This window comes from Novosphingobium oxfordense, from assembly GCF_044029435.1.
Classification (GTDB): domain Bacteria; phylum Pseudomonadota; class Alphaproteobacteria; order Sphingomonadales; family Sphingomonadaceae; genus Novosphingobium.
In genome coordinates, this window is the sequence record NZ_CP147005.1 from 2,942,013 (window position 1) to 2,955,440 (window position 13,428).

General features: G+C 68.2%; 15 protein-coding genes. All 15 read left to right on the forward strand.

The genetic code is table 11. From position 1 onward, the window contains the following. Nucleotides 1–2: 2 nt before the first annotated feature. The 15 genes from fliF to fliD all read left to right on the forward strand — a co-directional run bounded on the left by fliF (nt 3) and on the right by fliD (nt 13,428). Entirely contained in the window at nt 3–1,778 is a 1,776-nt protein-coding gene (gene fliF, locus WBP07_RS13970; protein ID WP_395391911.1) for a flagellar basal-body MS-ring/collar protein FliF, read from the forward strand. Continuing rightward, complete coding sequence (gene fliG / locus WBP07_RS13975) at nt 1,778–2,785, forward strand: flagellar motor switch protein FliG (protein WP_395391913.1); 1,008 nt, start codon at nt 1,778–1,780, stop codon at nt 2,783–2,785. Before fliF ends, fliG begins: the two co-directional genes overlap by 1 nt. After that, nucleotides 2,778–3,464, forward strand: coding sequence for a FliH/SctL family protein (locus tag WBP07_RS13980; protein ID WP_395391915.1), 687 nt, complete (start codon nt 2,778–2,780; stop codon nt 3,462–3,464). Before fliG ends, WBP07_RS13980 begins: the two co-directional genes overlap by 8 nt. Further along, nucleotides 3,464–4,786 carry a FliI/YscN family ATPase gene (locus WBP07_RS13985; protein WP_395395798.1) on the forward strand — a complete coding sequence of 441 codons (1,323 nt, stop codon included), beginning with the start codon at nt 3,464–3,466 and terminating at the stop codon, nt 4,784–4,786. The genes WBP07_RS13980 and WBP07_RS13985 overlap by 1 nt, the downstream gene beginning before the upstream one ends. A gap of 4 nt (nt 4,787–4,790) precedes the next feature. Further along, nucleotides 4,791–5,228 carry a hypothetical protein gene (locus tag WBP07_RS13990; protein ID WP_395391917.1) on the forward strand — a complete coding sequence of 146 codons (438 nt, stop codon included), beginning with the start codon at nt 4,791–4,793 and terminating at the stop codon, nt 5,226–5,228. Nucleotides 5,229–5,236: 8 nt separating this feature from the next. Continuing rightward, entirely contained in the window at nt 5,237–6,742 is a 1,506-nt protein-coding gene (locus WBP07_RS13995) for a hypothetical protein (protein ID WP_395391919.1), read from the forward strand. A gap of 26 nt (nt 6,743–6,768) precedes the next feature. Then, a complete protein-coding gene (fliL, locus tag WBP07_RS14000; protein ID WP_395391921.1) occupies nt 6,769–7,374 on the forward strand; it encodes a flagellar basal body-associated protein FliL in 606 nt (201 codons plus the stop codon). Between the two features lie 8 nt (nt 7,375–7,382). Beyond that, nucleotides 7,383–8,264: a FliM/FliN family flagellar motor switch protein gene (locus WBP07_RS14005; RefSeq protein ID WP_395391923.1), complete on the forward strand. Its 882-nt coding sequence runs from the start codon at nt 7,383–7,385 to the stop codon at nt 8,262–8,264. Between the two features lie 43 nt (nt 8,265–8,307). Continuing rightward, a complete protein-coding gene (gene fliN / locus WBP07_RS14010) occupies nt 8,308–8,616 on the forward strand; it encodes a flagellar motor switch protein FliN (protein WP_395391925.1) in 309 nt (102 codons plus the stop codon). 7 nt (nt 8,617–8,623) lie between these two features. Continuing rightward, nucleotides 8,624–8,917 (forward strand): flagellar biosynthetic protein FliO, encoded by a 294-nt coding sequence (locus tag WBP07_RS14015; protein ID WP_395391927.1) that lies wholly within the window; start codon nt 8,624–8,626, stop codon nt 8,915–8,917. Continuing rightward, entirely contained in the window at nt 8,914–9,681 is a 768-nt protein-coding gene (gene fliP, locus WBP07_RS14020; RefSeq protein WP_395391929.1) for a flagellar type III secretion system pore protein FliP, read from the forward strand. The genes WBP07_RS14015 and fliP overlap by 4 nt, the downstream gene beginning before the upstream one ends. Nucleotides 9,682–9,685: 4 nt before the next feature. Beyond that, nucleotides 9,686–9,976: a flagellar biosynthetic protein FliQ gene (locus WBP07_RS14025; RefSeq protein WP_395328988.1), complete on the forward strand. Its 291-nt coding sequence runs from the start codon at nt 9,686–9,688 to the stop codon at nt 9,974–9,976. Further along, entirely contained in the window at nt 9,973–10,755 is a 783-nt protein-coding gene (gene fliR / locus WBP07_RS14030) for a flagellar biosynthetic protein FliR (RefSeq protein ID WP_395391931.1), read from the forward strand. The genes WBP07_RS14025 and fliR overlap by 4 nt, the downstream gene beginning before the upstream one ends. A gap of 9 nt (nt 10,756–10,764) precedes the next feature. Beyond that, nucleotides 10,765–11,901 carry a flagellar biosynthesis protein FlhB gene (locus tag WBP07_RS14035; protein ID WP_395391933.1) on the forward strand — a complete coding sequence of 379 codons (1,137 nt, stop codon included), beginning with the start codon at nt 10,765–10,767 and terminating at the stop codon, nt 11,899–11,901. A gap of 72 nt (nt 11,902–11,973) precedes the next feature. Then, entirely contained in the window at nt 11,974–13,428 is a 1,455-nt protein-coding gene (gene fliD / locus WBP07_RS14040; RefSeq protein ID WP_395391935.1) for a flagellar filament capping protein FliD, read from the forward strand.

Here is a 13,428-nt window from a genome sequence, read left to right on the forward strand (position 1 = left end):
CCATGGCCGATACCGCTTCCCCCCCGATGCCCGATGGTTCCGGCACTCTGCCCGCCCCACGTTCGCTGTTCGCGCCCTTCGCGGACCCGCAGGGCGGCCCGGTGCTCACACGCATCGGATCGTTCACCGCGCAGCCGGCAGTGCGCCGCTTCCTGCCCGTGTTCATCGGCCTTGCCGCCGTGGGCGGGGCGCTGCTGGCGTGGGATACCCTGGCCCCTTCGCCGCAGCGCGTGCTCTATGCCCAGCTTGACGATGCCGACCGGGCCGGAGTCGCCGCCGCGCTGGAGCAGGCGGGCATCTCCTACCATATCGACAACGATTCCGGCGCGCTGACCGTGGGCGAGGGCGACTATTACCGCGCCCGCATGCTGGTGGCGTCCGACGGCGCGCTGGCCACGCCCGAAAGCGGCGACCAGATGCTGGACAAGCTGCCGATGGGCGCCAGCCGCACGCTGGAAGGCGAACGCCTGCGCGCCGCGCGCGAGCACGACCTGCAACTCTCCATCGCCGAGATCGACGGCGTGGACGGCGTGCGCGTACACATTGCCGAAGGTGAGAAGTCCGTCTTCGTGCGCGACAATGTGCCGCCGTCCGCCTCGGTCATGGTGCGGCTGAAGGCCGGCCGCCAGCTTACGGACAGCCAGGTTACCGCGATCGTCAATCTCGTGGCCGCCTCGATCCCCGGCCTCTCCCCCGATGCGGTGCGCGTGGTGGACCAGCACGGCCGCCTGCTTTCGCAGCAAGGCGGGCCGGAAACCGACCGGCTGGACCTGCAATCGCGCATGGAGGCCAAGCTGCGCGAACAAGTCAGCCAGTTGCTGACGCCGATGCTGGGCGAAACCAATTTCACCACGCAGGCCCAGGTCGAACTCGACATGGACGACGTGACTCAGGCACGCGAAAGCTACGACAAGGACGGCGTCGTCCGCAGCGAGACGCAGGAACAGTCGCAATCGACCGGCGCCGGACCGGCGGCGGGCGTGCCCGGCGCGCTGTCCAATTCGCCGCCGCCGCCCACGCAGGCCCGCCCCGGCGCGCCGCAGGGCACGCCCACGGCTGCCGCCAGCGGTACCCCGCCGACCAATGGCGAATCCTCGTCCAGCAAGAATTACGAGCTGGGCCGTCAGGTCTCCGTCTCCAATTCGCGGCCGGGCGGGATCAAGCGCCTGTCGGTGGCCGTGGCGGTCAGCGATGCGGGGCTGAAGGGCGCCAAGGCGCAAGAGATCCAGGATATCCAGTCGCTGGTCAGCGCCGCCGTCGGCGCCGACACCCAGCGCGGCGATCAGGTAAAAGTGGTGATCCGCAATTTCGAGCCAACCGGTGCCGACAAGCTGCCGTTCTACGAAACGCCGTGGTTCGCCATGGTGGTGCGCAACGGCGCGGCGCTGCTGGCCGTGCTGCTGGTGCTGCTGATCGGCGTGCGCCCGCTGGTGAAGGCGATCCGCGGCGACCGCACGCCGCCCGGCAAGCGCGGCTCCAAAAAACAGGACAAGGCCAAGTCCGTCGCCCAGATCATGGGCCCGGACGAGGATGAGGAGGAAGAAGTGCATACCGGCCTCGTCGGCCGCATGCTCGGCTCTCACTCGTCGTCCTCATCCTCCCGCTCCGCCGCCAGCGAGAGCACGATCGACATGGATATCGACGTGACCCGATCGGACCTGCTGTCGCGGCAGGTTGACCTTGCCCAGCGGCTGGTCGCCGAAAAGCCCGAAAGCGCCGTCGCCGCGCTGCGCCAGATGATCAACGACCCTGTCGAGGGCGAGACGAAGGCAGCCTGATGAGCGAGATCGCCCCCCTCCACCCCGCCGACAATGCGGCGGTGATGATGATGCTTCTGAACGAGGAGCAGACCTCGCGCATCCTGGCCGAGCTGGAGCCCGACGAACTGCAACGCCTGGGTGAGAAGATGTGCGCGCTGGGCGAGATCGGGCCGGACCTGATTGCCGGGGCGATCAGCGGCTTCGTCGAGAAGACGGAGGCCCTGGGCATCGTCGCCCACGATCGCGTCGGCCAGGTCCGCACGATGATCACCCGCGCCGTGGGCGAGGTGAAGGCCGAAAACCTGATGAGCCGCATCCGGCCCGAAGCTCCCCGCCATTCCAGCATCGAACTGGCGCGATGGCTGACGGCGGATTCGCTGGTGCCACTGATCCGTGATGAGCATCCGCAGGCCATCGCCGTGATGCTGGTGCAGCTCGACCCCGAAGTGGCCGCCGCCGTGCTCCACGCGCTGCCCGATGGCGTGCAGCCGGAAATCGTCCACCGCATCGCCACGCTTGGCCCGGTAACGGTGCAGGCGATCGAGATGCTGGAAGACCTGCTGACCCGCCGCATTTCCGATTTCCACGGCCAGCGCCCGTTCGAAGTGGGCGGCATCCGCGAGGCGGCGGGCATCGTCAACGGCGTCAACCGCATCGTCGAGAAGCGGGTGATGGGCGACCTCACCCGCCGCGACAAGGCGCTGGCCAAGCAGATCGAGGATGAGATGTTCAAGTTCGAACATCTCTTCGTGCTCGATCCCAAGGCCATGGGTACCCTGCTGCGCGACGTTCCCAACGATGCGCTGATCGATGCGCTGAAGGGCATCGGCGAGGAAGAGCGCGACGTGTTCTTCCGCGCCATGTCCTCCCGCGCGGCGGAAGGCGTGAAGGACGAGATCGAGGCACGCGGCCGCACCAAGCTGGCCGACGTGGTGGCCGCGCAGAAGGAAGTGGTGACCATCGCCCGCAGGCTGGCGGCGGAAGGCGCGATCATCTTCGGTTCGGGCGACGACGAATATGTCTGATCTGGGCTTCTCGCTCGGCCGCTTCGGCCAGAAACAGTGGGAGCGGGATGAAAACGATCGCGGCGAACGCAGCCGGGCGGCCTCGTCTCTGTTCGAGACATTGTCCCGCCCTGCCCGATTCCAGCCAGATCTGCGCTTCACCGCCACTACCCCCGTCCCGGACCCGGCACCGCAGGAACCCGTGGCGGAGGCGCCGCCCGAACCCGAAGCACCGGACCCGATTGCCGAAGCCTATGGGCATGGCTTTGCCGAAGGGCACCGCCAGGCGGCCGAGGCTGCGGCCGAACGCGCCGCCGCCGATGCCGCCGCGCGCGAACGGCTGGCGCTGTCCTTCGCGCGGATCGACGAACGGCTGGAGGAAGAACTGCGCCTGCGCCTGCGCGATACCGTCGCCGCCCTGTGCGAAGCCGCGATCGCCCCGCTCGCGCTCGATCCCGTGGCGCTGACGCGGCGGATAGAAACCGCCGTCTCCATGCTCGCCCGCGCCGATGACGACCGGGTGATCCAGCTCAACCCCCGCGATTTCGACCTGATTTCGCCGCGCTTGCGCAGCGAATGGAAGATCCTGCCCGACCGCACGCTGGAGCGCGGCTCCGTCCGGATCGAAACCGCCAATGGCGGGGTTGAGGACGGCCCGGCAAGCTGGCGCCGCGCGATAACCGAGGCGCTTCAGCAGTGATGAAGCTCTACGGATCGATCCTTGACGATCTTGCTTCCGGACCGCTCGATCTGGCGCCGCGCCGCTACGGGCTGGTCGCCGCCTGCGATGGCGGATTGCTGGAAGTCAGCGGACTTTCGGTGCCGGTGGGCGCGATGTGCCGTATCGCCCACGGCCCGGAAAAGGCGCTCGCCGCCGAAGTGATCGGCTTCCGCAACGGCCGCACGATGATGATGTTGCTGGGCGACACGATCCTGCTGCGCCCCGGCGCGCGTGTCTGGGCGGAGGGCCGGCCCGGCCTGCTGCCGGTGGGCGAGCCGTTCCTGGGCCGCGCCGTCGATGGCGAGGGACTGCCGATCGACGGTGGTTTTCCGATCCACAGCCGCATGGAATGGCCGGCAGGCGGCGTGCGCACGTCGGCACTGGACCGCAGCCCGGTGCGCCTGCCTTTCGATACCGGCGTACGTGCGCTGAATGCGCTCACCACGTTCGGCGTCGGCCAGCGTATCGGCGTGATGGCGGGATCGGGCGTCGGCAAGTCGGTACTGATCGACATGATCGCGCGCGGGGCCTCGGCCGAAGTCATCGTCGTTGGCCTGATCGGCGAGCGCGCGCGCGAGGTGTCCGACTTTGTGGAGCGGCACATGCATGCCGACAAGAAGGACCGGACCGTGGTGGTCGCAGTGCCCGCCGACCATGCCCCCAACTTACGCCTGCGCGGGGCGATGCTGGCCACCTCCATGGCCGAGCATTTCCGGTCCAAGGGCAAGCGGGTGCTGCTGATCATGGACAGCCTGACCCGCGTGGCCCACGCCGCGCGCGAGATCGGCCTGCTGCTGGGCGAACCCGGCGCGGCACGCGGCTATCCGCCCTCTGCCCTGGCGACGATCACCAAGCTGGTGGAGCGCGCGGGCAATTCGGCGGCATCCGGCGGATCGATCACCGGGCTCTACACCGTGCTGGCCGATGGCGACAATCAAGACGATCCGGTGGTGGACACCGCACGATCGATCCTGGACGGGCATATCGTCCTGTCGCGCGATCTGGCCCAGCGCGGGCAATATCCGGCGGTGGATATCGCCGCCTCTCTCAGCCGCGTGATGAACGACATCGTCCCGCCCGAACATGAGCAACTGGCCCGCCAGTTCCGCGCGCTTTCCGCCAGTTACGAGGCGAACCGCGACCTTGTGCTGATGGGCGCCTATCGCGCCGGCGCCGATCCGCAACTGGACCGCGCCATCGCCATGCATCAGGCCCTCTCCGCCTTCCTCAGCCAGCCGGCGGGCGAAGTGGTGAACCTTGCGGATAGCACCGCGCGGCTGACGCAGCTCCTGTCCGGCTGAAGCGATGAACGCCGAACGCAAGCGCCTGATCCGGCTGCGGCGGCTCGAAAAGATCCGTGCCATCGCCAAGCAGACCGCCGCGCTGGAGGCAGCGCAGGCCGAAAGCACGCTGACCCAGCTGAAATCGCTGTCCGAACGCACCCGCGCGCTGGCGGCGGACTATGCCCGCCGCCGCGAGATGGCCGATGGTGCCGCGCTCTATCAGGTCGGCCGCTTCGTCAGCGGGTTGCAGGCGATCAGCCAGACCACCGAAGGCGATGCGCAGCGCGCCCAGTCCATCGCCGATGCCAAGCAACTCCAGCTTGCCGCCGCCGAACGCCGCCGCGCTGCGATCGAGGAACGCGCCGCCTTGCAGGAACGCATGATCGCCAAGGCCGGGGAAACGCCCGCGCTTACCGCGCGTCGTCCTGCCGGCTCCGGTTCTGGCACGGGTCTTGAATAGAGACGGGCATGATGATCCCGTCCTCCCCCTCCGCCGCTCCTTCCCCCGCCTCCGCTTCGTCCGGCAAGGCCGCCGGCGCTGCGTCCGCCACCGCGCCAAGCAGTGGCTTCGCGGCCATTCTGGGCGATGCGGCGGCGCCGGAAACCGATGCCGTTGCAGTGGTTTCGGCCGATGCGGCTGCCGAGAAGACGGCCCCTGCCAAGGCAGCGGCGACTGCCACACCCGGCAAGACACCCGGCAAAGCCCTGCCGGACATTGCCGCCGCTGCACTGAGCCCGGAGATCAGGATCGCCTCGGGCGACAGCGATGAAGCCACAGATACTTCGCCCGAAACCGACACCGACGCGGATGCCGGGCAAGCATCCGATACCACCGATGCCACCAGCCTCGATGCCGCCGACACGCTGATGGCCGTGCTGGCCGTGCTAGCCCCGGTGGCCCCGGCGGTCGCGGAAAAGAACGCGCCGGCCGTCAGCGCCCAGCCGACGCCCGCAGCAATGCCCGCTGCCGTTGTGCCCGCTACCAAGGCGGCCTCCACGCGGACCGCGCTTGCCGCGCTGGCGCAGTTGCCTGCCGCCGATGCCGGAAATGCCGGAAATGCCATCGCGACTCCCGCCACCCCGACATCGCCGCAACCCGCGCAGGTTGCCGCATCGGTGGAACAGGTCCGTCTCGCCTCCATCGAGGTTTCGCCGGCGGCAGGGTCCAAGGCCGAACCGGCAAGCACCGCGCCTGCGCCCATCCCCGTGGCAGCCGTTCTCGACGCCCAGCCCAAAGCGACGCCCGCTACGCCGGGCACGCCCCCTGCGGCAGCCGCACCGGCTCAGCCCGCCCAGCCTGCCCAGCCTGCCCCCTCACCGCTGACCACCGATCCGGCCGCGCCGGCCGAGCGGCAGCCGGAATTGCCCGCCCTCACCCGCGCGGCGACACTCGAAACCAGCCAGACGCTCACCCTGCCCCAGCAGACCGTCCACGCTGCGGCCACCCCGGCAAGCGTCGGCACCAGCGCCACGCCGCAGGATGTGCCGCAAGGCCCGCAGGACTTCGCCACACTCGTCAGCCGGATCGCCGAGGCGCGTGAGGCGGCGGGGACACAAGTGGTCCGCACGGCCTTCAACCATGCGCAGTTCGGCTCCGTCTCGCTCCAGTTCCGGCCGGAGGGCAGCGGCCTCTCGGTGACGATGGCCAGCGCCGATCCTTCGTTCAACACGGCGGTCCACGCCGGCGTCGCGGCTTCGCTGGCTGGGCAGATGAGCGGCGATCAGGGCGATCCCGCGCGCGGCGATGGCCGTCAGGGCTGGCAACCGTCCGGCAGTAATGGCGCGGCGCAGACCGGCAGCGGCAATTTCTCGCAGGATCAGCGGCAGGCTTCGGCCCAGACGGGCACTGCCGCCGGCGGGCAGGACGGCGAACGCCGCCATGCACAGGCCGCGCGCGGCGAAAGCCCCGCCATGCCCCATGAAGACCGTCCAGCGCGGTCCACCCGCGCCGACCGCGGCGGCATCTACGCCTGATCCGCATCACCATTCAGGGGAACACGATGAGCGACAAGGCAGCCAAAGACGGCGCCAATGATGGCGGCGCGGAAAAGAAGTCCAAGGGCAAGCTCGGCCTGATCCTGGTGGGCGTGGGCATGCTGGTGCTGGGCGGCGGCGGCGCGGCTTTCGCGCTGGTCGCCACCGGAATGCTGGGCGGCCATGCGAACAAGCAGGAAGACAATCGCCCCCAGCTGATCCGCAAGGGCGAAACCGATCCCTATGCGCCGAAGCAGGAGGGCGGAGAAGCCGATGCCGCCGCCAGCGATGTCGAAGGCGATGGCGGCGATCCGTACCGCACCGCCTACTACACCTTTTCGGACGATTTCACGTCGAACCTGAAGGATTCGGATTCGATGATCCAGCTCAGCCTGGCGTGCTCCACCCGGTACGACGGGCGGGTGCTGCAATGGCTGAAGAAGCATGAACTGGCGATCCGCTCCTCCATGCTGGCGATCCTGGCCGATACGCCGGAAAACGACGTCTACACCATCGACGGCAAGACGCGCCTGCAGAAGCGGATGACCGATGCGATCAACCGCGTGCTGATCCAGAAGGAAGGCTTCGGCGGGGTCGACAACGTCTATTTCCGCAACTTCATCATCCAGTGAGCGCGGCGATGGCATCCTCCCCACCGTCCCCGAAAGCCAGGCACTCGGCCGAACTGCTGGGCAAAGTGCCGCAGCTGACGGACCTGGTCCCGGCACTGTCGCTGATCGCAGAGCGGTTGAGCCGCACGCTTTCCGCCGCGCTGGCGCACCTTTCGGGCGGGGATGCGCCGCTGGTACGCGTGGGCATGCCGATGGACGGCACGCTGGGATCGCTGCAGTCCGAGCTGGACGGCCCCGCCGCGCATACCATGCTTGTGCTCGGCCCCGCCGCCCTGCCGCTGCTGGCAACGTTCGAGGCGGGATCGGTGCTGCGCATAGTCGATCGCGCCTTCGGCGGCCGCGGCGACATGCCGGAGACGATCCCGGAGACCCTGCCGCTTTCGGCGCTGCTGCTGCTGGAACGGATCGAGGCGGCCTTGGCCACCGCGCTGGGACTGGCGTTCGGCGGGCATGACGACCTGCGCGTGCGCCCGGTGCGGCGCGATACCAGCCTGCGCCAGCTGGACCCGTTTCCGGCCAGCGCCGAACTGCTGTCGCTCTCGCTCGACATAGAGGATCCGGGCTTTGCGCCCTGGTCGCTGCAACTGGCCTTTCCGGTCACCACTCTGGCCGCCGCCACGGCGGCGCCGCGCCCGGTGCCGCCACGTCCGCGCCGCGCCCGCCCCGGCCCTACCGGCGAGCCGTTCGCCTCGATCCTGATCGAGGTGACCGCCGTGCTGGTGGACATGCCCATCGCCATGTCGCGCCTGTCCGCGCTGCGGCCGGGCGACGTGCTGCCCGTCGCCGTCGCCCGCAGCGTGCCGTTGCAGGTGGACGGCCAGACCATCGCCACCGGAACGGTCGGCGAACTCGACGACCGCGTCGCGGTCCAGATCGGCCACGCCTTTTGACCACGCCTTCTAGCCCGCGCTTTTTCCGAGGAACAGAACGTCCATGAGCATCCATCCCCGCAGCCTCGAATTCCTGCGCGACGTCGATGTGCGGCTGTCGGTCGAACTCGGCCGCACCCAGATGAAGCTGCGCGACGTGCTCTCGCTGGGCCCCGAAAGCTTGGTGGTGCTCGACCGCATGACCGACGAGCTGCTGGACGTGCTGGTCAACGGCAAGCCGATCGCGCGGGGAGAAGTGGTGGCGCACAACGGCCGCTTCGGGCTGCGCATCGTCGAGATGACGGGCGACGAAACCGCGAAGGAGCCGGCCGCGCTCCCTGAAACCGGGCCCGAAGCGGAAACGCAGGAGTAAGACGGCGATGGGCTGGTATCTGCTCAAGCTGGTGCTGCTGCTGCCGCTGATCGCGGCGATGATCTGGGCCTGCCTGTGGCTGGCGCGGGGCATGCAGGAGCGTGTGGGCGGCCCGGCCACCGGGCGCTCGGTGCGGATCGTGGAAACGCTGATGCTCTCCCCCACGATGAAGCTGGCCGTGATCGAGTTCCACGGGCGGGAGATCCTGGTTTCCGCCTCTCGTCAGGGCCTGACCCGGTTAGCCGAGGCGCCCGCCAGAAGCTTCGAACAGGCCCTTGCTGTCGAGGACGAAACGCAATGAAGCGCGCCCTCTCCCTGACGGTGGCGCTGGGCACGACGCTGCTGCCCCTCGCGGTCCACGCTCAATCCGCGATCCCCGGCGCGCTGGACCGGGCTCTCGGCTCGGTCGGCGGCACCGGATCGGGGCCGGGGGGACCGGGCATGAGCCTGTCGCTCCAGCTCCTGCTCATCATGGGGCTGCTGACGATCCTGCCCAGCCTGGTGCTGATGATGACCAGCTTCACCCGCATCCTGGTGGTGCTGGCGATCCTGCGGCAGGCGATCGGCCTGCAGCAATCGCCGCCCAATCAGGTGCTGATCGGGCTGGCGCTGTTCCTTTCGCTCTTCGTCATGTCCCCCACCCTGGAGCGGGTGAACGCCAATGCCATCGCCCCCTACGCGGCGGACAAGATCAATGCCCAGCAGGCGATCGAGGCGGGCGGGCGCGAGTTCCACGCCTTCATGATCCGCCAGACGCGCGAGCGGGACCTGACGATGTTCGCGGACATGGCCAAAGCTCCGCGCTTCGCCAACACGGCCGACGTGCCCTTCTCGATCCTGCTGCCCGCCTTCGTTACTAGCGAGCTGAAGACGGCGTTCCAGATCGGCTTCATGCTGTTCCTGCCGTTCCTGGTGATCGACCTTGTCGTCTCTTCCGTGCTGATGAGCCTGGGCATGATGATGATGAGCCCGATGGTGGTCTCGCTCCCCTTCAAGCTGCTGCTGTTCGTGATGGTGGATGGCTGGGCGCTGCTGATGGGATCGCTGGCGGCGAGCTTCGGGTAGGGTCATGGAAGACATCGGCGCCCTGCTCGATCTGGCGGACAAGATGCTGTGGGTGACCGCGCTGGTCGCCGCACCGGTATTGATCGCCTCGCTCGCGGTCGGCCTCGTCGTCGGCGTGATCCAGGCGGCAACTTCGGTGAACGAACAGACGCTGACCTTCGTGCCCAAGCTGGCGGTGACGGCGCTGGTGCTGGTGGTTCTGGGAAGTTCGATGATGACGCTGATCGGCGACTTCACGCAGGAGATCTTTGCGGAGATCGCCCGCACCGGGCAGGCCGAGCAGGTCGCGCCGTGAACAGCCTCACCTTCGGGTTCGGGCCGGTAGAGCATGAATTCTGGCGGCTGCTTTTCGTGATGACCCGCATCGGCGCCGCACTGTTGGCCGCGCCGATGTTCGGCATCGCCGGGGTGCCGCCGCAGGCCCGCGTGATCCTGACCGGGGCCGTCGCCGTGATGGTCTGCGCCTGGACGCAAGTACAGCCACCGCCCGCGCTGTTCTCGCTGATGGGCATGCTCTCGGTCGCCGGGGAGGTCTGCATCGGGCTGGCGCTGGGCTTCGCGCTGCAACTGGCCTTTGCCGCGCCGATCCTGGCCGCCGAAGTCGTCGGCGGATCGATGGGCATGAACATGGCCGTCTCGGTCGATCCCAATTCCGGCGCGCAATCGCCCGCGCTGGGCCAGTATTTCACCGTGGTGCTGACGATGGTGTTCCTGGCGCTGGGCGCGCACCTGCAATGGTTCGCGCTGCTGGTGGAAAGCTACCGCACGTTCCCGCCGGGGCAGACCTGGCTGGGCGCGCAACGTTTCGCGCTGGTCGCCTCCTTCGCCACGCGCACTTTCGCGACGGGCGCGGCGATCGCCCTGCCCGCCTGCCTCGTCCTGCTGGTGGTGCAAGTGGTGACCGGGGTGCTCAGCCGCTCCGCCCCTGCACTCAACCTTTTCGCGCTGGGCCTGCCTGCCGGCGTGCTGGGCGGAATCGCGGCGCTGCTGGCCAGCGCGCCGGTGCTGACCGACCTTGTCACCCGCCTCTCCGCCGATGCGATCACGCAGGCGGCTGAGGTTATCAAACCCTAAGGCGCCAATATGAGCGAGCAGGAAGGCGAAAAGAGCTTCGCCCCCACCGCCAAGCGCAAGAAGGACGCCGCCGAGAAGGGCGACGTCATCCGCTCGCGCGAGATGGCAACGGCGGCGGGCGTAGCGATGGGCGGGGCGTGGCTGGCCCTCGCCGGCCCTTGGGTGATGGACCGCCTGCTGCGCGCGCTGGCCACCGGCTTCACCTGGAACCGCGCCGATATCGACGATTTCACCCCCGGCCAGCGCCTGCTGCAAGTCCTCGTCGAGCTGCTGCCGCCGATCCTGGTGCTGGGCCTTGCGGTGCTGCTGGTCTCGCTGGTGTCCCAACTCGGCTTTGGCGAGGGGCGCTGGCTTGGCAGCAACGTGCTGCCCAAGGGATCGCGCATCAATCCGCTCGCCGGCCTGAAGCGGATGTTCGGCCCCAGTGGCTGGATCGAAATGGGCAAGGGCATCGCCAAGGTCACCCTGCTGCTCACGATCGGCTGGTACTGGGCGCGGGGAGAGATCGAGAGGCTGGTGCAACTGGGCGGCGGCGACCTGATGGGGCAGGTCTCCGCCGCATGGCACAGCATCACCACGCTGCTGTTCTGGCTGGCCGGCGGGCTGTTCCTGATCGCCATGTTCGACCTGCCGGTGCAGATCATTCGCCGCCTCTCCCGCCTGAAGATGACGCTTCAGGAAGTGCGGGACGAGAACAAGGATGCCGAAGGCGCGCCCGAGAAGAAGGCCGCGATCAAGCAGCGCCAGCGCCAGATCGCCATGGGCGCGCTGATCCCGGCGATGAAGGAAGCGCAGTTCGTGATCACCAACCCCACCCAGTTCTCGGTCGCGCTGGCTTACGATCCGGCCAAGGCCCCCGCCCCGGTGGTGCTGGCCAAGGGACGCGGCGAAAAGGCGATGGCGATGCGCGAACTGGCCGCCGAATATGCGGTGCCGATGCTGGCCTATCCCACGCTCGCCCGCTCGGTCTTCTATACCACCCGCGAAAAGCAGATGATCCGCGAGGAACACTATGTCGCCATCGCCGCGATCCTGGCCTTCGTGCTGTCGTTGAAGCGCGGGGAAAAGCGCACCGCGCCGGAAGTGGCGGTTCCGGTCACCCTGCGCTTCGATGCCGACGGGCGGCTGGAGGGGACGGGGACTTAGCATCAGCCCGCCCACCGGCCGGACATCCTGACGGCCCCTTAAATATTCGTCGCTCCTGCCGTCCTGCGCTGCATGACCACCACCACATCCACCACTTCGACGACGAGCGCGACATCCTCGCTCGCTACCACTTCGCTGGTAACGGCGTTGGGTGGTGGCAGCGGCGTGGACATGGCTGCCCTCGCCAACAACCTCGCCATCGCGCAGTTCGCCAGCCGGGCAGACCGGCTGACGGCGAAGTCGGACCAGCTCAACACGCAGATCTCCACCGCGTCCAACATCAAGTCGATGCTGCTGTCGATCGACACCTCGCTGGGCACGCTGGTGCGCAGCGGCGATCTGGCGCGCACGCCGAAAGTGGCCAACCCGGCGGTGGCGACTGCCGTCCTGACGGGATCGACCACCCCCACCGGCAGCTATTCGCTGGAAGTGAGCACGCTCGCCTCGTCGCAGCAGATCGCCAGCAAGGCCTATAAGGCCAAGAGCGACCTCGTCGGCGCGGGCACGCTGACGCTGAGCTTCGGCTCCATATCGGGCAGCAACTTCACCGCGGACAGCACCCGCACGTCGGTCGACATCAAGATCGACGACGACGATACGCTGGCCGATGTCGCCACCAAGATCAACGCGAGCAATTCGGGCGTTACCGCCTATGTCGCGCAAACGGTGAACGGCGCGCAGCTGGTGATGAAGGGCGCCGAAGGCGCGAACAACGCCTTCGTTCTGAACGCCACCCCCGCTTCCGGCACATCAGACCTCTCCGCCCTGGCCTGGAACCCGGCGTCGACCACGGGCACGGTGCTGTCCAGCGCCGGCGATGCCGCCTTCAAGGTCGACGGGCTGTCGATGACCTCTCCCTCCAACACGCTGACCGACGTGATCCCCGGCGTGAAACTGACGCTGACCGCCACCAATGTCGGCGCGGCCACCACGGTCACCTTTGCCGATCCCACTACCTCGATCGCAGCGTCCATGCAGGACCTGATCGATGCGCTGAACGAAGTGGTGGGCGCGCTCAACACCGCAACCGCCGTCGGCGGCGATCTTGCCAACGACAGTGGTGCACGCGCGCTCAAGCGCGCGCTTTCCGGGCTCGGCAGCACCACGATCATGCCCAATGCCACCGGCGCCGCGAAAACCCTGGCCGACCTGGGGCTGAAGACCCTGCGCGACGGTACCTTCTCGCTCGATACCGATCGCCTGAATGCCACCATCGCCGCCGATCCCGATGGCGTCGCCGCGATGTTCACCAACGGCATCAACGGCGTGTTCGGCACGATCGACAAGATCTACCGCACCGCCAGTTCCAGCACCGACGCCGGATCGCTGGGCGGTTCGATCGCCCGCTACACCAAGCAGCTTGCAAAAGTGGCCACCGACCAGGGCGACCTGGCCGACCAGCAGGAAAAGCTGCGCGCCCGCCTGGCTTCGCAGTTCTCCGTTTCCGAAACGCGGATCGGCATTTCCAAATCCACACTGAGCATGCTGCAAAGCCAGATCGCCCAGTGGAACAAGTCGAGCAGCTGA

Coding starts and splice junctions, on each gene's coding strand:
- fliP (WP_395391929.1), top strand. CDS start 8,914: ATGAAGCGCGCCCTCTCCCTGACGGTGGCGCTGGGCACGACGCTGCTG.
- fliF (WP_395391911.1), top strand. CDS start 3: ATGGCCGATACCGCTTCCCCCCCGATGCCCGATGGTTCCGGCACTCTG.
- WBP07_RS13995 (WP_395391919.1), top strand. CDS start 5,237: ATGATGATCCCGTCCTCCCCCTCCGCCGCTCCTTCCCCCGCCTCCGCT.
- WBP07_RS14025 (WP_395328988.1), top strand. CDS start 9,686: ATGGAAGACATCGGCGCCCTGCTCGATCTGGCGGACAAGATGCTGTGG.
- WBP07_RS13990 (WP_395391917.1), top strand. CDS start 4,791: ATGAACGCCGAACGCAAGCGCCTGATCCGGCTGCGGCGGCTCGAAAAG.
- fliG (WP_395391913.1), top strand. CDS start 1,778: ATGAGCGAGATCGCCCCCCTCCACCCCGCCGACAATGCGGCGGTGATG.
- fliD (WP_395391935.1), top strand. CDS start 11,974: ATGACCACCACCACATCCACCACTTCGACGACGAGCGCGACATCCTCG.
- WBP07_RS14035 (WP_395391933.1), top strand. CDS start 10,765: ATGAGCGAGCAGGAAGGCGAAAAGAGCTTCGCCCCCACCGCCAAGCGC.
- WBP07_RS14015 (WP_395391927.1), top strand. CDS start 8,624: ATGGGCTGGTATCTGCTCAAGCTGGTGCTGCTGCTGCCGCTGATCGCG.
- WBP07_RS14005 (WP_395391923.1), top strand. CDS start 7,383: ATGGCATCCTCCCCACCGTCCCCGAAAGCCAGGCACTCGGCCGAACTG.
- WBP07_RS13985 (WP_395395798.1), top strand. CDS start 3,464: ATGAAGCTCTACGGATCGATCCTTGACGATCTTGCTTCCGGACCGCTC.
- fliL (WP_395391921.1), top strand. CDS start 6,769: ATGAGCGACAAGGCAGCCAAAGACGGCGCCAATGATGGCGGCGCGGAA.
- WBP07_RS13980 (WP_395391915.1), top strand. CDS start 2,778: ATGTCTGATCTGGGCTTCTCGCTCGGCCGCTTCGGCCAGAAACAGTGG.
- fliN (WP_395391925.1), top strand. CDS start 8,308: ATGAGCATCCATCCCCGCAGCCTCGAATTCCTGCGCGACGTCGATGTG.